The 14,276-nt window shown below is 72.6% G+C and carries 18 protein-coding genes; 4 read left to right on the plus strand and 14 right to left on the minus strand.

Annotated features, from left to right (window positions below):
• The first annotated feature begins 83 nt into the window (after nucleotides 1-83).
• Nucleotides 84-776: a hypothetical protein gene (locus FK498_RS04825; protein ID WP_141852088.1), complete on the plus strand. Its 693-nt coding sequence runs from the start codon at nucleotides 84-86 to the stop codon at nucleotides 774-776.
• A 9-nt stretch (nucleotides 777-785) separates the two neighbouring features.
• Here the strand turns inward: FK498_RS04825 and FK498_RS04830 are convergent, their stop codons facing one another.
• From FK498_RS04830 to FK498_RS04860, 7 genes are read right to left on the minus strand one after another with little or no spacing between them, the layout of a single operon-like run.
• Nucleotides 786-2,003 (minus strand): MFS transporter, encoded by a 1,218-nt coding sequence (locus FK498_RS04830; RefSeq protein ID WP_141852090.1) that lies wholly within the window; start codon nucleotides 2,001-2,003, stop codon nucleotides 786-788.
• A 13-nt stretch (nucleotides 2,004-2,016) separates the two neighbouring features.
• Complete coding sequence (locus FK498_RS04835; RefSeq protein ID WP_141852092.1) at nucleotides 2,017-2,358, minus strand: DUF190 domain-containing protein; 342 nt, start codon at nucleotides 2,356-2,358, stop codon at nucleotides 2,017-2,019.
• 2 nt (nucleotides 2,359-2,360) lie between these two features.
• On the minus strand, nucleotides 2,361-2,801 hold the full coding sequence (locus tag FK498_RS04840; protein ID WP_141852093.1) for a CrcB family protein: 441 nt from the start codon (nucleotides 2,799-2,801) through the stop codon (nucleotides 2,361-2,363).
• On the minus strand, nucleotides 2,798-3,196 hold the full coding sequence (gene crcB / locus FK498_RS04845; protein ID WP_237560833.1) for a fluoride efflux transporter CrcB: 399 nt from the start codon (nucleotides 3,194-3,196) through the stop codon (nucleotides 2,798-2,800). Before crcB ends, FK498_RS04840 begins: the two co-directional genes overlap by 4 nt.
• On the minus strand, nucleotides 3,193-3,417 hold the full coding sequence (locus FK498_RS04850; protein WP_141852095.1) for a hypothetical protein: 225 nt from the start codon (nucleotides 3,415-3,417) through the stop codon (nucleotides 3,193-3,195). Before FK498_RS04850 ends, crcB begins: the two co-directional genes overlap by 4 nt.
• Nucleotides 3,414-4,160, minus strand: a complete 747-nt coding sequence (locus tag FK498_RS04855) for a hypothetical protein (protein ID WP_141852097.1) — start codon at nucleotides 4,158-4,160, stop codon at nucleotides 3,414-3,416. The genes FK498_RS04850 and FK498_RS04855 overlap by 4 nt, the downstream gene beginning before the upstream one ends.
• Nucleotides 4,161-4,193: 33 nt before the next feature.
• Nucleotides 4,194-4,733 (minus strand): Chromate resistance protein ChrB, encoded by a 540-nt coding sequence (locus FK498_RS04860; protein ID WP_141852099.1) that lies wholly within the window; start codon nucleotides 4,731-4,733, stop codon nucleotides 4,194-4,196.
• Nucleotides 4,734-4,896: 163 nt separating this feature from the next.
• Here FK498_RS04860 and FK498_RS04865 point away from each other — a divergent pair, with 163 nt between their 5' ends.
• From FK498_RS04865 to FK498_RS04875, 3 genes are read left to right on the plus strand one after another with little or no spacing between them, the layout of a single operon-like run.
• Nucleotides 4,897-5,868, plus strand: coding sequence for a DctP family TRAP transporter solute-binding subunit (locus tag FK498_RS04865; protein ID WP_141852101.1), 972 nt, complete (start codon nucleotides 4,897-4,899; stop codon nucleotides 5,866-5,868).
• Nucleotides 5,868-6,368: a TRAP transporter small permease gene (locus tag FK498_RS04870; RefSeq protein ID WP_141852103.1), complete on the plus strand. Its 501-nt coding sequence runs from the start codon at nucleotides 5,868-5,870 to the stop codon at nucleotides 6,366-6,368. The genes FK498_RS04865 and FK498_RS04870 overlap by 1 nt, the downstream gene beginning before the upstream one ends.
• A 10-nt stretch (nucleotides 6,369-6,378) precedes the next feature.
• Entirely contained in the window at nucleotides 6,379-7,656 is a 1,278-nt protein-coding gene (locus tag FK498_RS04875; protein ID WP_141852105.1) for a TRAP transporter large permease, read from the plus strand.
• On the opposite strand, the gene FK498_RS04880 is transcribed toward FK498_RS04875, so the two are convergent.
• From FK498_RS04880 to FK498_RS04910, 7 genes are all read right to left on the minus strand, one after another.
• Nucleotides 7,647-8,573 (minus strand): branched-chain amino acid ABC transporter permease, encoded by a 927-nt coding sequence (locus tag FK498_RS04880; RefSeq protein ID WP_141852107.1) that lies wholly within the window; start codon nucleotides 8,571-8,573, stop codon nucleotides 7,647-7,649. The two genes, FK498_RS04875 and FK498_RS04880, sit on opposite strands and share 10 nt — an antisense overlap.
• Nucleotides 8,573-9,454, minus strand: coding sequence for a branched-chain amino acid ABC transporter permease (locus FK498_RS04885; protein ID WP_141852109.1), 882 nt, complete (start codon nucleotides 9,452-9,454; stop codon nucleotides 8,573-8,575). Before FK498_RS04885 ends, FK498_RS04880 begins: the two co-directional genes overlap by 1 nt.
• Before the next feature lie 7 nt (nucleotides 9,455-9,461).
• Complete coding sequence (locus FK498_RS04890) at nucleotides 9,462-10,166, minus strand: ABC transporter ATP-binding protein (RefSeq protein WP_141852111.1); 705 nt, start codon at nucleotides 10,164-10,166, stop codon at nucleotides 9,462-9,464.
• Nucleotides 10,167-10,168: 2 nt separating this feature from the next.
• Nucleotides 10,169-10,957 (minus strand): ABC transporter ATP-binding protein, encoded by a 789-nt coding sequence (locus tag FK498_RS04895; protein ID WP_141852113.1) that lies wholly within the window; start codon nucleotides 10,955-10,957, stop codon nucleotides 10,169-10,171.
• Nucleotides 10,954-12,189: an ABC transporter substrate-binding protein gene (locus FK498_RS04900; RefSeq protein ID WP_141852115.1), complete on the minus strand. Its 1,236-nt coding sequence runs from the start codon at nucleotides 12,187-12,189 to the stop codon at nucleotides 10,954-10,956. Before FK498_RS04900 ends, FK498_RS04895 begins: the two co-directional genes overlap by 4 nt.
• Before the next feature lie 170 nt (nucleotides 12,190-12,359).
• On the minus strand, nucleotides 12,360-13,256 hold the full coding sequence (locus tag FK498_RS04905; protein ID WP_370510876.1) for an alpha/beta fold hydrolase: 897 nt from the start codon (nucleotides 13,254-13,256) through the stop codon (nucleotides 12,360-12,362).
• Entirely contained in the window at nucleotides 13,253-14,152 is a 900-nt protein-coding gene (locus tag FK498_RS04910) for a DMT family transporter (protein WP_141852117.1), read from the minus strand. Before FK498_RS04910 ends, FK498_RS04905 begins: the two co-directional genes overlap by 4 nt.
• Between the last annotated feature and the right edge of the window lie 124 nt (nucleotides 14,153-14,276).

Consider the following 14,276-nt stretch of genomic DNA (forward strand, 5'->3'; position numbering starts at 1 on the left):
GATCGTGCCTCGCTCGGGACGACAGCCCAGCCCCGGCGTCCTGTCATGCCGCGGCCGCCGGAGACGCAGCATGGGGGAAGATCATGGCGCAGCTCATCGAGTATCTGTATCTTGCGGATATCGCCTATGCGTCGAAGGCAGACGGCCAACCCACGGCGTTCGGCTGGACGACGCAGAAGTGGGAATGGGCGACCTGGTACGGCGACGGGTTCCAGGGCGGGATCTTCGTCGATCCGGCTGGCGACGAGGTGATCGTCGCGTTCGCCGGGACCAAGGGGAGTCTGAGCACGGCACCGATCTCGCAGAACACGGCCAATCTGCGCATCGGCCTGCACGTCATCCCGAACATGGCCGGTTCCGCTCATGCCATGGTGCGGTGGGCGCAGGAGAACTACCCCCTGGCGCGGCTCTCGATCGTCGGCCATTCGCTCGGCGGCGGGCTTGCCCAGGTCGTCGGCAACTGGACCGGCGTGCCCTTCATCTCGTTCAACGGCCCGGGCATGGCGGGACACCTCAAGCTGTCGGCGTTCAATGTGTTCAAGCCGAAACAGATGCTCCGCTCGATCCGGTCGGACGCCACCGGACGGAGCTCGGGGATTTCCTTCGTTGTCCGACATGACTTCATCGGCAGCTACGGCAAGCATGTCGGCCACTTCTTCCTGCTCGACCAGAATGGTGGCGACACGCACAGCCTCCAGGCCATCCGACGCGGACTGCACAATCACGGCTTGCTGCGCCGAGAGCCCCAGGACGTCTCGGCGCGCTGGACGGGCTGAGCGCAGCGGCTAGCGCGGGCCGAGCCGCCTGCGCGTCGCGCCGAGCCCGAGCGCGGCGAGCAGGGCGAAGGCGGCGCCGGCGAGGAAGGTCCCCGCCGGCCCGACCGCATCCCAGAGCGCGCCGGCGATCGTGCTGGCGGCCAGCAGCGCAAGCCCGCCCACCAGGTTGAACACGCCGAAGGCGGTGCCGCGCAGCTCCGCCGGCGCCGCATCCGCCACCAAGGCGGCGAACAGGCCCTGGGTGCAGCCCATGTGCAGGCCCCAGAGCACCACGCCGATGCCCACGCCGAGGATGCCGCCGGTGACGGCGAGCACCACGTCCGCCGCGACCAGCAGCGCGAGACCGAGCAGCAGCAGGCCGACCCGGTCCATCCGGTCGGAGAGCGCACCGACCGGATAGGCGGAGAGCGCGTAGGCGATGTTCATGACGACGAGCACCACAGGCACCAGCATCAGCGCGGTGCCGACCGACTGGGCGCGCAGGATCAGGAAGGCCTCGCTGAAGCGCGCCAGCGTGAACACCGCCGCGATCCCGACCACCTGCCAGTACGCAGGTCCGAGGCGCGCGAGCTCGGCGCGCGCGAGCGGCGTGCGCACCGCGCGCAGCCCCGCCGGCCGCGGCGGCTCGTGCACCGCGACCACGACCAGCGCGAAGGACAGTCCCGCTGGCGCCACCGCGACCCAGAACACGGCGACGAAGTCGTCGGCGAACAGTGCCATCAGCCCGATCGCGGCGAGCGGACCGAGGAACGCACCCACCGTGTCGAGCGACTGGCGCAGTCCGAAGCTTGCGCCGCGCAGCTCCGGGGGGCTGAGGTCGGCGACCAGCGCATCGCGCGGTGCGCCGCGGATGCCCTTGCCGAGGCGGTCGACAAAGCGTGCCGCCACCAGCCAGGCGACCGAGGGGGCGAGCGGGAAGACCGGCTTGGTGAGCGCGGCGAGCCCGTAGCCCAAGGCGGCAAGCGCCTTGCGCCGGCCGAGGCGGTCGGAGAGTGCGCCGGAAAACAGCTTGGTGATCGCCGCCGTCGCCTCGGCGATCCCCTCGATCAGGCCGACCGTCAGCACCGGTGTGCCAAGCGCGACCACCAGGTAGACCGGCAGCAGCGCATGGATCATCTCGGAGGAGACATCCATCAGCAGCGAGACGAAGCCGAGCGCCCAAACCCCGCCCGGGATGCGCCGCCAGGCCGGCCCGTCGGCCTGCGGCGCCTGCCGCCCGGTCCTCATCCCCCTGTGCCCGCTACCGTTGCGGATCGGCCCCGTACCGCAGGACCTCCACCCGCTCGAGCGTCACGAGGCCGCTGCCCATCAGCCCCTCGAGCACGGTGAGGAAACCGCGGATCTTCTCCTCGGCATCGACGATTTCGATCACCAGGGGCAGATCCTGCGAGAGGCGCAGGATCTTGGTGGTGTGCAGACGGCTCGACTGGCCGAACCCCATCGCGCCGCGCAGCACGGTCGCACCCGCGAGGTGCAGCTCGCGCGCCTTCAGCACGATCGCCTCGTAGAGTGGGCGGTCGCCATCGCGATCGTCCTCGCCGATGAAGATGCGCAAGAGCAGCGCCTGCCGCGGAACCTGCATGATCATGGTCCTCCGAGCCGGTTGAGCCGCTGGGCGAGCAGGTGACCGGCCGCCACCGCGCCGAGCCAGGCGGCGAGCGAGACGAGCACGTAGAGCGCCGCGAGAAGCGGGGCGCCGGACTGGACCAGGCGCAGCGTCTCGAGGCTGAACACCGAGAAGGTGGTGAAGCCGCCGCAGATGCCGGCCATCACGAACTGGCGCGCGCGCGTGCGGGCGAAGACGCGCCCGTCGGGGCCGGTGAGCGTGGCGTAGAAGCCGATCGCGAAGGAGCCGAGGGTGTTCACGAACAGCGTGCCCCAGGGGAAGGCAGGACCGAGCAGCGCGACCGCGCCGAAGGAGGCGAGCGCACGCAGTACCCCGCCGATCAGGCTGCCGAGCCCGACGAGCGCATAGAGCGCGACGACATCGGCCCGGGCCCGCCAGGGCGATGTGCCGCCGGTCACGCCGGCCGACCGAGCAGTGCCGCCATGGAGGCGAAACCGATCGCCGCTCCGCCCAGGCAGAGCACGAGCGAGCCGATCACGTTGCCGGCGACGCTCACCAGGCTGCCCTCGCGCAACAGCGCCAGGGTCTGAAGGCTGAACGAGGAGACGGTCGTATAGCTGCCGAGCACGCCGGTGACGAGGAGCGCCCAGGCATCGGGCGAGGTCCCGGGCGGAAACGCGGCAGCGGCGACGCCGATCGCGAGCGCCCCGGTCGCGTTCACCACCAGCGTGCCCCAGGGAAAGGTCTCGCCCACCGTGCGCGCGACCAGGCCGGAGACGAGGAAGCGAAGCGCCCCGCCGACGGTGCTGCCGAGCGCGACCCAGAACAGCGGGGCGAGCATGGCTGCGCTCATCGCGCCGCCCGCAGGGCGCGCCGGGCGCCCCGCCACACGCTCGCGACGAGCACCGCCGGGCAGCCGAGCGCCAGCAGGCCGCCGCCAAGCCATGGCGCGGCACCGGCGAGGTCGATCACGGCAGCGGACGCGCCGACGACCGTGAGCGCGGCGGCCGAGAGGTGCGCATCCGCTGCCACCATGCCGAGCAGTTCGGCCAGCACCTCGCGCAACAGGCTCATCGCACGGCCTCCCGGGCCGCTTGCCGCGCTGCGGCGGTCGCGCACAGACCTGCCGCGAGGAACAGCAGCGCCAGCACGAAGAGCGCGCCCTCCTGCCCCGGCCAGTCCACGCCCAGCCCCTCACCGGTCCAGAACACGCCGAACGCGGCGAGCATCGTGCCGACGCCGAACTTCAGGCTGTTCTCGGGCACGCGGGCGAGGGGGCGATGCAGCATGGCGCCGAGCCCGAGCACCAGGCCGCAGGCGGCCAGCGCGCCCAGCGCCGCCGGCACGACCGAACCGTGCCCAGCACCGACCGCAAGCACCACGAAGACCACCTCCAGCCCCTCCAGCAGCACCGCCTTGAAGGCGGCAAGCCCGGCGATCCAGTCGCCCGTGGCGCGGCTGGGGGCGGCCGCGGAGCCGAGCGCCGCGCGGGCGCGGGCGTAGACGGCGTCCTCGTCGCGCGGCGGCAGCACGCCCGCGGCGCGCAGCGCGGCCTTGCGCAGCCAGCCGAGGCCGAACAGCAGGAGCAGGATGCCGACGGCGAGCTGGACGGGAGCGATGGGCATGCCGGCAAGCAGGGGACCGAACCCGGCCACCAGGGCCGCAAGGACCGCAAGGGCGGCGGCGGTGCCGGACGCGGCCGGACGCCAGCCGCGCAGGGTCGCAACCGCGAGCACGATGGTGAACGCCTCCACCACCTCGACCAGGGAGGCGAGGAAGGCGGCTCCGATCGCCGGCGCCGCCGCCGAGAGGGTCATGGCGCGGCCTCCTTCGCGGGCGGGACGGAGGCGTCAGGCATTCTCGTCCTGCGCCTCGAACACCTGGCGGGCATAGGCGTCGAGCAGCGTCTCGCAGGCGGCAAGCCGCTGCTCGGCTTCGCTGCGCAGCGCGGCGCCGTAGAAGTCGAGGCGCACGATCTTCGCGAGCCAGCCCTGGAGCTTCTTCAGGTCGACGTCGTTCTCCTCGAGCTCCGCGTAGGTGAAGTGCTGCGCGGCCTGCTCCTTCGCCACCTCGCGCTCGAAATCCCCGCACTTGTCGATGAACTCGCGATAGGCCTCGTCACGGTCGGCCTTGAAGCGGGCGACGACCTTCTCCTCCTGGGCGCGGTCGAGCGCGACCGCCTCGAGGATCACGGCCTCGCCCCCGGCACCGGCGATCTCGTTCTCGAGCATCTTCAGGCGGCGGACGTGATCGTCGGTACGGGGCAGGAGGCAGACGCCGTTCTGCACATAGACCGCGCCCAGTCCCTTCAGGCGGCGCCAGACCGCGACTCGGACCTTCGCCGGCTCCGGGGGGACGCGATAGGCGAGCAGAAGCCAGCGCGTATCCATGGAACGTCTGTACTGTATCGGTTGTAACAGATCAAGCGCGACGATGTCCAGGCGGTCGGGGCGCGCCCGTACCCTCCGCGTTGCCGACCGACCGTCTCGTCTTTATGGTCCGCGCGTCCGCGGGGACCCCCGCGCGCCCCACTCGCCCAGGGAGGATGTTCCGATGCGCCTGACGCGCCGATTCCTTGCGGCCGGCCTCGCCGCTGCCGTCGCGGCACCCGCCGCCGCCCAGACCAACGTCACGCTGACGCATGCGCTGCCCTTGGACAGCCACTACGGCGTCGGGGCCGTCGCCTTCAAGGAAACGGTCGAGCGGCTGACCAACGGGCGCTACCGCGTCACCATCCAGCGCAACGACAACGAGCGCGAGGCGATCGAGGCGACGCAGATCGGCACGCAGGAGTTCACCATCACCTCGACCGGACCGGTCGGCAACTTCATCCCCGACACGCTGGTGCTCGACATCCCCTTCCTGTTCCGCGACTACGCCCATGCGCGCGGCGTGCTCGACAGCGCGATCGGCCAGGACCTGCTGGCGAAGTTCTCCGCCCGCGGCCTGGTCGGCGTGGCCTGGATGGAGAACGGGTTCCGCAACGTCACCAATTCGCGGCGCGAGGTCGCCGGCCCCGCCGACGTGCAGGGGCTGAAGATCCGCACCATGGAGAACCCGGTGCACATGCGCGCCTTCCAGACGCTCGGCGCGCTGCCCACGCCGATGGCGTTCAGCGAGCTCGTGCCCGCGCTGCAGCAGGGCACGGTGGACGGCCAGGAGAACCCGATCCCGGTGATCGTGGCGAACAATCTCAACCAGGTGCAGCGGTATCTCTCGCTGACGCGGCACGTCTATTCGCCGGCGGTTCTGATCGGCAACCCGGCCTTCTGGAACAGGCTGAACGCGGCCGACAAGGCGGCGTTCCAGGAGGCCGCCAAGGCGGCGGTGAAGGCGAACCGAGACCGCGTGACGGCCGACGAGCAGCGCGGCGTGACGCTCCTGCGCGAACGCGGCATGACCGTGCGCGAGAGCGTCGACACGGCCGCCTTCCAGGCCGCGCTCGCCCCGGCCTTCGAGCAGTACCGGCGCCAGTTCGACGCCGCACTGATCCAGCGCATCATCGACTGGAAGCCCGGCAGCTGATGGCCGCGCTCGTCCGCGCCGTCCTCGCGGCCGAGCGCATCACCACCCAGGCGGCCCTCGCGGCCGCCTGTTTCGCGCTCGCCGTCGCGGCCGGCGCGGGAGCGTGGCAGGTCTTCACGCGCTTCGTGCTCGCCCAGCCCAGCCCGTGGTCGGAGGCGCTGGTGCGCCAGGCGCTGGTGTGGATGGTGCTGCTCGGCATCGCCGGGGCGATCCGCCACGGCGCGCTGGTCGCGATCGATGTCGCGCGCCAGGCCGCGCGCGGGCGGCTCCGCCTGGCGCTCGAGATCGTCACCCTCGCCGCCACGGTGCTGCTGTTCGGCGTGCTGTTCTGGTTCGGCTGGTCGATGGCCGAGCGCGTGCGCTTCCAGACCATCGCCGGGCTCGACGTGTCGATCGCCTGGGGCTACGCCGCAATCCCGGTGGGTGCGGTGTTCGCGATCCTGGCGGCGCTCGCCGCCGTGCTCGACCCGCACGCCCCCGACGCCTCGGGCCAGGTGTGAGGCGCACGCCATGACCAGCGCCATGCTCGCGATCATGCTGGCGCTGTTCGCGCTCTCCGTCCCGGTCGCCGTCGCGATCGGCCTCGCCGCGGTCGCCGGCATCGAGTTCTACACCCGATTCCCGCTGATCGTCGCCGCCCAGCAGATCTATGTTGCGCTCGACCGCTTCCCGCTCGCCGCGATCCCGTTCTTCATCCTCGCCGGCAACCTGATGGAAGTGGGCGGGATCAGCCGCCGGCTCGTCGAGTTCGCGCGCGCGCTGGTGGGCGGAGTGCAGGGGGGGCTCGCGATGACCTGCGTGCTCACCTGCATGATCTTCGCGGCGATCTCCGGCTCCTCGGTCGCGACCACCTTCGCGATCGGCGCGATCATGGTCCCGGCCTTGAAGCGGCTCGGCTATCCGGCGGCCTTCGCGGGGTCGCTCCAGGCGGCCTCGGCCGAGCTCGGCGTCGTCATCCCGCCCTCGATCCCGATGATCCTCTACGGGGTCGCGACCCAGACCTCGATCCCGGAGCTCTTCATCGCCGGATTCGGCCCGGGCGTGCTGATCGCGGCCGTGCTGTCGGCGCTGGTGCTGGCGTGGTGCCGGATCAACGGCTGGGGCCTTCAGGATGCCGAAGGGCGGCGCGGCGTGGGCGAGGGCACGCGCGACGCCTTCTTCGCGCTCCTGATGCCGGTGATCGTGCTGGGCGGCATCTATGGCGGCATCACGACGCCGACCGAGGCTTCGGTGATCGCGGTGGCCTATGCGCTGCTGATCGGGATCGTGATCTATCGCGAGCTCCGCCTGCGCGACCTCTATCCGGTGTTCCGCAAGTCCGTGATCACATCCTCGGTGATCATGTTCATCATCGCCACCGCCGGGCTGTTCTCGTGGCTGCTGAACCGTCAGGGCATCCCCGACATGCTGGCGACCTGGCTCGTCTCGGTGTTCGGATCGCCGGCGATGTACCTGCTCGGCGTCAACCTGTTCCTGTTCGTGGTCGGGATGTTCATCGAGACCTCGGCCTCGATCATCGTGCTCGGGCCGATCCTGCAGCCGGCGGCGGCGCAGTTCGGCATCGATCCGGTGCATTTCGGCACCATCATGGTGGTGAACCTCGCCCTCGGCATGGTGACGCCGCCCTTCGGCGTGAACCTGTTCGCCGCCGCGCAGGTGGCCGAGACGGGGATCGACCGGATGATGCGCTACCTGCCGGTGTTCATCCTCGCGGTGATCCTCTGCCTCGGCGTGATCACCTACGTGCCGGCGCTGACGCTGTTCCTGCGCGACGTCGTCTACCGCTGAGTGCCGATCCGCTCGCCGATCAGCCCCTGCGGGCGGGCGATCAGGATGAGCTGCAGCGCGAGCCCGATCAGGAACAGCCGCACATAGGCCGCACGCGTGGCAAGCTCGCCCGGAAGCTGGGCGGCGAGCCAGTCGGTCGCCGCCCACACGGCCCAGACCGCCACCGCGCCGAGCACGGCGCCGCGGTTGTTGCCCGATCCGCCCGCGATCAGCATCACCCAGACGAGGAAGGTGACGGTGACGGGCTCGAGCGCCTCGGGACTCATGAACTTGAAGAACGCCGCCATCATCGCGCCGCCGAGCCCCATGAACGCCGCGCCCAGCACGAAGGCCTGCACGCGCAGCCGTGCGGGGTTCTTGCCGACCGCCTTGGCCGCCTCCTCGTCGTCGCGCACCGCGCGGAGCGCGCGGCCGAAGGGGCTCCTCGCCGTCGCCTCGGCGAGCGCGTAGAGCCCTGCCACCGCCGCGCAGGCGAGGCCGAGATAGGCGAGCTGCCCCCAGGGCTGGCCGAGCCCCTCGAACGGCCGCGGGATGCCGGTGATGCCGAGCGGCCCGCCCGTGAGCCAGTCCTCGTTGCGCACCGCGAGCCGCACGATCTCGGCGATGCCGATGGTCGCGATCGCGAGGTAGTCGGTGCGCACGCGCAGGGAGACCGCGCCGACCGGCAGCGCGAGCAGGGCGGCGGCGAGCGCACCTGCGGGCCAGGCGAGCCACCACGGGAGGCCGAACCCGCCGACATGCGTCCCGCTCGGCGCGGCGGTGAGCAGGGCGGCGGTGTAGGCGCCGGCGGCGACGAAGGCGAGGCCGCCGAAGTTCATCAGCCCCGTCAGCCCCCATTGCAGGTTCAGCCCGAGGCTGAACGCGGCATAGATCGCGGCGAGGGTGAGCAGGGTGGCGGCGTAGAGGGCGGCGTCCATCACATCCCCCGGAACAGCCCCTGCGGGCGCAGGATCAGGGTCAGCACCAGCACCGCGAAGGCGACCCCGGTCTTGTAGGCGGGTTCGAGCAGCGGCGCGCCGCCGATCAGCGGGAACGAGGAGAGCTCCTCCGCCATGCCGAGCAGCAGCCCGCCGAGGGCTCCCCCCCAGGGCCGGCCGATCCCACCCAGGATCGCCGCGGCGAAGGAGGCGAGCAGCACGTTGAACCCCATGCCCGGCGTGAGCTGCGTGTCGATGCCGAGGAACACGCCGGCGATCGCGACCAGCACCGCGGCGACCGCCCAGGTGAGCCGGATCACCTGCGCCACGTCCACGCCGGTGATGCGCGCGAGGTCCGGGTCGTCCGCCATCGCCCGCATCGCCCGCCCCGCGCGGCTCCGGGTCAGCAGCAGATGCAGGGCGAGCGCGGCGACCGCCGCGCCGGCGATGATCCAGAGATGGCGCACCTGGATGCGCAGCGCACCGAGGACGAGCGGCGGGGTGAAGCCCATGCCGTAGCCGGTCTGGGTCGGGCCGAAGACGAAATAGAGGCCGGCCCTGATCATCAGTCCGGTGCCGAAACTGCTGATCAGCAGCACCGCCGGCAGGCTGCGCCGGAGCCGCGCGTAGAACAGCGCATCGGCCGCGAGCGCGACCGGCACGGTGGCGGCGGCGGCGATCGGGATCGCGGCCCAGGGGCTGATCCCGAGCGCATCGACGGCCGCGAGCGCGGCATAGGCGCCGAACGCCATCAGGTCGCCATGGGCGAAATGGGCGAAGCGCATCACCCCGTAGACGAGGCTGAGCCCCGTCGCCGACATGGCGTAGATCGCGCCGAGCACGAGCCCGGGCAGGAGATAGAAATTGACGAGTTCGAGCATCGGCCGGTCAGCCCCCCAGGAACAGCCGGCCGATCTCGGGATCGGCGAGCAGCGCGGGGCCGGGGGCGGTGGCGCGATTGCGGCCCATCGCGAGCACCACGCCGCGATCGGCGATCGCGAGCGCGGGCCGCGCGTTCTGCTCCACCATCAGCACCGCGACGCCCTCGCGCGCGATCGCCTGCACGCGCTCGAAGATCAGCGCGCAGAACTTCGGGGAGAGCCCCGCGGTCGGCTCGTCCAGCATGATCAGCCTGGGTTCGAGCATCAGCGCCCGGCCGATCGCCACCATCTGGCGCTGCCCGCCCGAGAGCTGGCCCGCCGCCACGCGCCGCCTCTGCACGAGATCGGGAAAGAGGGCGAAGACGCGCGCCATCCCGGCCGCCGCCTGGGCCGGGCGCGCATAGGCCCCCATCGCTAGGTTCTCCTCCACGGTGAGCGAGGGGAAGACGTTGCGCTCCTGCGGCACATAGGCCAGTCCGCGCAGGATCATCGTCTCGGCCGGCGCGTTCGCGATCGCCTCGCCCGCGAAGGCGATCGAGCCCGCGCGGATGCGCACCAGCCCGGCCACGGCCTTCATCAGCGTCGACTTGCCGGCGCCGTTCGCGCCGACGATCACGACGATCTCGCCGGCATCGGCGTCGAGATCGACGCCGTGCAGGATGTCGGCCTCGCCGTAGCCGCCGACCACGCCGCGCACCTCGAGCAGCGCCATCGTCACTCCGCCGGCGCGATCGCCATGCCGAGATAGGCCTCGGCGACCTGCGGGTCGTTGCGCACCTCTGCCATCGTGCCGGAGGCGATCACCCGTCCCTCGGCCATCGCGTGCACCGGGTCGCACAGCTCGGCGACCAGGTCGAGGTCGTGCTCGATCACCAGGAAGGTGATGCCGTCCTCGCGGTTCAGCGAGGCGATGGTCGCCGCGATCTCGCGCAAGAGCGTGCGGTTCACCCCGGCGGCCGGCTCGTCGAGCAGGATGATCCTCGCCCCGCTCATCAGCGCGCGGCCGAGCTCGACCAGCTTCTTCTGCCCGCCCGAGAGCGCGGTCGCCGGCGCCTCGGCATGGCCGGCGAGGTTGAGCCGCGCCAGCACGGCGTCCGCACGGTCGCGCAGTGCCGCCTCCTCGCGCGCGATGCGCGCGCGCGCGATCCAGGGCAGCGGCAGACGCTCGCCCGCCTGGCCGGGGGCCGCCACCATCAGGTTCTCGCGCACGGTCATGCGCGCGAAGAGGCGCGGGATCTGGAAGGTGCGCGCGAGCCCGATGCGGTGCAGCCGCCAAGGCGGCAGCCCGGTGACGTCCGCGCCGCGCAGCCGCACCGTGCCGGCCTCCGGCGCGAGGAACCCGGCCACGGTGGCGAACAGCGTCGACTTGCCCGCGCCGTTGGGCCCGATCAGCCCGGTGATCGAGCCCTCCGGCACGTTGAGCGAGACGCCGTCGAGGGCGACGAAGCCGCCGAAGCGCTTCGTCAGCCCCCGCACGGCGAGGGCCGGTGCGGCCCCGGTCACTCGGAGAGGTTCTCGACGGTGTTGATCCGTCCGTCGGCGATGTCCCAGACCTCGATGCGGCCGCGCGCGTCGCCGGTGGCGTTGAAGTCGATCGGGCCCGAGGCGCCCTCGTAGTTCACCTCGCCGCCACCGGCGAGGATCTGCCGCGCCTTGGCCCAATCCCCCGGACCGACGACCTCGCCCGGCGGGGCGGAGACCCCGCGCAGCGCCGCCCTGATCGCCGCCTTCTCGGCCTGGCCGGCCTTCTGGATCGCGAGCGCGGCGACATAGGCCGCGTCGTAGGACTGGGCGACGAAGGCGCCGGCCGGATCCAGGGTCGGGTTGGCGCGGCGGAACGCCTCCTCGTAGCGGCGGCGCTGCTCCGGTGCCGCGGCCGTGCCGGGCGCGGTGCCGAAGGTGCCGCGCAGCGCCTGCGCGCCGACCGCCTGCACGACCGCCTGGTCGCGCATCCCGTCGGTCAGCACGAAGCGGCTGAAGAAGCCGTTCTCGACCGCGTTGCGCAGGATGGTCGTGCCGCCCGAGGCGGGGTAGGCGATCAGCACCAGCGCCTGCGGGTTGCCGCGCCCGGCGAGCGTCTGCAGCTCGGCGCGGTACGACGGACGGTTCTCCTCGAAGTTCTGGCTCGCCGTCACCGTGCCGCCGGCGGCCTGGAAGCTCGCGCTGAAGGCATCCGCCAGGCCGCGGCCGTAGTCGTTGTTGATCGCCATCACGGCCGCGCGCTCGATGCCGCGCGCCCGGGTGATGCGGCCGAGCACCGCACCCTGCAGCCCGTCCGGCACGGCGGTGCGGAACACCGTGTCGTTGTCGGCGAGCGCGCTGATCGCCGGTGCGGTGGCCGAGGGCGAGATGATCGGCACGCCGGCCGGGATGGTGACGGCGTTGGCGACCGCGATCGTGATGCCCGAGGCCATCGGGCCGATGATCACCGGCACGGCGTCGGCCTGGACGAGGCGGGTCGCCACCTGCACGCCGACCTGCGGGTTGGTCTGGTCGTCGGCCTCGACGAGTTCGAGCCTCCGCCCGTCCAGCACGCCGCCTGCCGCGTTGATCTCGTTGAGCGCCAGCATGATGCCGGCGCGGATCGGCGGAACGAAGCTCGCGAGCCCGCCGGAGGCGGAGAGGATCGCGCCGATCCTCAGCGCACCGGCCTGGGCGCGCGACGCACCGAGCGGCAGTGCCGCGGCCGTCGTGGCGGCGAGCATCGTGCGACGGGTCAACGCAAAGCGTGTCATGGGTCCCTCCTGGCATCTGTCCCGGTCCCGCACCCCCGTGGGGCCGCGGCTGCCGGCGAGATAGTCCGGAAACGGCGAGGCGAAAACCGGAATCGGATTTCGCCCCGGCAAGCGACGTTTCCGCCCTGTTGCGGGACGGCCCGGCGCCCGGCGTGATCTCGCCGCCGCCGTCACGCCTCCATCGCCAGGAACGGCTCGAGCGCGCGCAGGAACGGCTCGGGCGCCTCGGCGTGCACCCAGTGCCCGGCCCCGGGCACGACCACGAAGGCCGCGCGCGGGAACAGCGCGAGGATGCGGCCGTGATGCTCGGGCCGCACATAGTCGCTGCGCTCGCCGCAGACGAACAGCACCGGGCCGTCATAGCGCGCGCCCGCCGGCGGGTCGGGGAAGGCCGAGATCGTCGGCACCGCGGGCTCGATCGCGGCGAGGTTGAGCCGCCACTCGGGCGGGCCGTCTGCGCGGAAGCGCAGGTTCTGCAGCAGGAAGGCGCGCTCGCCGGCATCGGGGATCGCCTCCTTCAGCGCCGCATCCGCCTCCGCCCGGCGCATCCCTGCGCGCAACGGCACCGCGCGCATCGCCGCGGCATAGGCCTGCAGCGTCGGCCGGTAGGAGACCGGCGCGACGTCCACGACGACCAGCCGCTCGACCAGGGCGGGCCGGGCGAGCGCGAGCCACATCGCCGCCTTGCCGCCCATCGAGTGCCCCACCAGCGCGGCGCGGCCACCGGCGCGCGCCTCGATCAGCGCGGCGAGGTCGGCCGCCATGGCCGGGTAGTCCATGCGCGGATCGTGCGGGCTCGCGCCGTGATTGCGCAGATCGGCCGCGATCACCCGGTAGCTGGCGGCGAGCCGCCTGCCGACCGTGGTCCAGTTCTGCGCCGAGCCGAACAGCCCGTGCAGGATCACGACGGGCCTGCCCTCGCCCTGCTCGACAGCGGCCAGCGTCACCGGTGCGATCGTCATGCCACCGGTGATGCCCGAGGGCGACGCCGGCGGCAACCGCGCCGGCGCGCGGTGGTTCAGCCAGGTGGTCAGCACCTCGGCCATCCGGGCCGCGGCCGCGCTCACCGCGCTGGCCGACGATACGACCGACGCGTACGCGCCGCCCTCGCCTGACGCCGGACCGCGAGGATCAGCAGCGCCGACAGGATCAGCCCCCCGCCGACCGCAAGCGCGCGCGTGACCGGCTCGCCGAGCACGGCAACTGAGATCGCCAGCGACACCAGCGGCACGCCGAGGAACCCGACCGACGCCACCAGCGCCGGCAGGGCCCGGCTGACGCTGCTCGCCGCCCAGGTCGCCACCGGCCCGCCGAACACGCCGAGGAAGGCGAGCGCCGCGACGGACTGCGCCGTCAGCCGCACCCCGCCCGCCGGCTCGAGCAGGACCGCCGCCGGCAGCAGCACCAGCGCGGCGAGCGCGAACTGCCACGGCAGCAGCGACACCAGCGGTGCAGCGGGCCGGCTCGCGCGCAAGACCGCGATCGCCACCGCCCAGAAGAACGACGCACCAAGCAGCAGAGCGACACCCGCGAGCGGCGCAGCCACCGGATCGGCGAGCACGACGATCCCGGCCAGGCCGAGCGCGACCGCAAGCAGCCGCCGCGGACCGGGCCGCTCGCCGAGCGCGAAGGCGGAGATCGGCACCAGCCAGAGCTGCGTCGTGTAGGCGAGCAGGGTCGCCCGCCCCGCCGGCACGAGCGTGAGCGCGAGATGCAGCAGCGCGAAGAACGCACCGATCTGGCAGACGCCGACCGCGAACACCACCGCCAGATCGGCGCGCGCCGGCACGCGCCCCCCCTCGCGCCAGCCGACCAGCAGCGCGGTCGCCCCCGCCGCGAGCACCGCACGCCAGAACGCGAACCAGGTCGGGGTCGCATCGACGAGACCGATCTGGATGACGGGAGCCGCCGCGCCGAAGATCGCCACCACCAGCGCGAACTGGATCAGCGCGGCGCGCGGCATCAGCGCACCGCAAAGACGTGGAGGGGGGGGGGGGGGGGGGGCCCCCCCCCCCCCCCCCCCGGCGGGGTTGGGGGCGGGGGGGGGGGGGGGGGGGGGGGGGGGGGGGGGGGGGGGGGGGGGGGGG

The sequence above is a fragment of the Elioraea sp. Yellowstone genome, assembly GCF_006704265.1.
Lineage (GTDB): Bacteria > Pseudomonadota > Alphaproteobacteria > Acetobacterales > Acetobacteraceae > Elioraea.

Coding starts and splice junctions, on each gene's coding strand:
- FK498_RS04825 (WP_141852088.1), top strand. CDS start 84: ATGGCGCAGCTCATCGAGTATCTGTATCTTGCGGATATCGCCTATGCG.
- FK498_RS04830 (WP_141852090.1), bottom strand. CDS start 2,003: ATGAGGACCGGGCGGCAGGCGCCGCAGGCCGACGGGCCGGCCTGGCGG.
- FK498_RS04835 (WP_141852092.1), bottom strand. CDS start 2,358: ATGCAGGTTCCGCGGCAGGCGCTGCTCTTGCGCATCTTCATCGGCGAG.
- crcB (WP_237560833.1), bottom strand. CDS start 3,196: ATGAGCGCAGCCATGCTCGCCCCGCTGTTCTGGGTCGCGCTCGGCAGC.
- FK498_RS04850 (WP_141852095.1), bottom strand. CDS start 3,417: ATGAGCCTGTTGCGCGAGGTGCTGGCCGAACTGCTCGGCATGGTGGCA.
- FK498_RS04855 (WP_141852097.1), bottom strand. CDS start 4,160: ATGACCCTCTCGGCGGCGGCGCCGGCGATCGGAGCCGCCTTCCTCGCC.
- FK498_RS04860 (WP_141852099.1), bottom strand. CDS start 4,733: ATGGATACGCGCTGGCTTCTGCTCGCCTATCGCGTCCCCCCGGAGCCG.
- FK498_RS04865 (WP_141852101.1), top strand. CDS start 4,897: ATGCGCCTGACGCGCCGATTCCTTGCGGCCGGCCTCGCCGCTGCCGTC.
- FK498_RS04870 (WP_141852103.1), top strand. CDS start 5,868: ATGGCCGCGCTCGTCCGCGCCGTCCTCGCGGCCGAGCGCATCACCACC.
- FK498_RS04875 (WP_141852105.1), top strand. CDS start 6,379: ATGACCAGCGCCATGCTCGCGATCATGCTGGCGCTGTTCGCGCTCTCC.
- FK498_RS04880 (WP_141852107.1), bottom strand. CDS start 8,573: ATGGACGCCGCCCTCTACGCCGCCACCCTGCTCACCCTCGCCGCGATC.
- FK498_RS04885 (WP_141852109.1), bottom strand. CDS start 9,454: ATGCTCGAACTCGTCAATTTCTATCTCCTGCCCGGGCTCGTGCTCGGC.
- FK498_RS04890 (WP_141852111.1), bottom strand. CDS start 10,166: ATGGCGCTGCTCGAGGTGCGCGGCGTGGTCGGCGGCTACGGCGAGGCC.
- FK498_RS04900 (WP_141852115.1), bottom strand. CDS start 12,189: ATGACACGCTTTGCGTTGACCCGTCGCACGATGCTCGCCGCCACGACG.
- FK498_RS04910 (WP_141852117.1), bottom strand. CDS start 14,152: ATGCCGCGCGCCGCGCTGATCCAGTTCGCGCTGGTGGTGGCGATCTTC.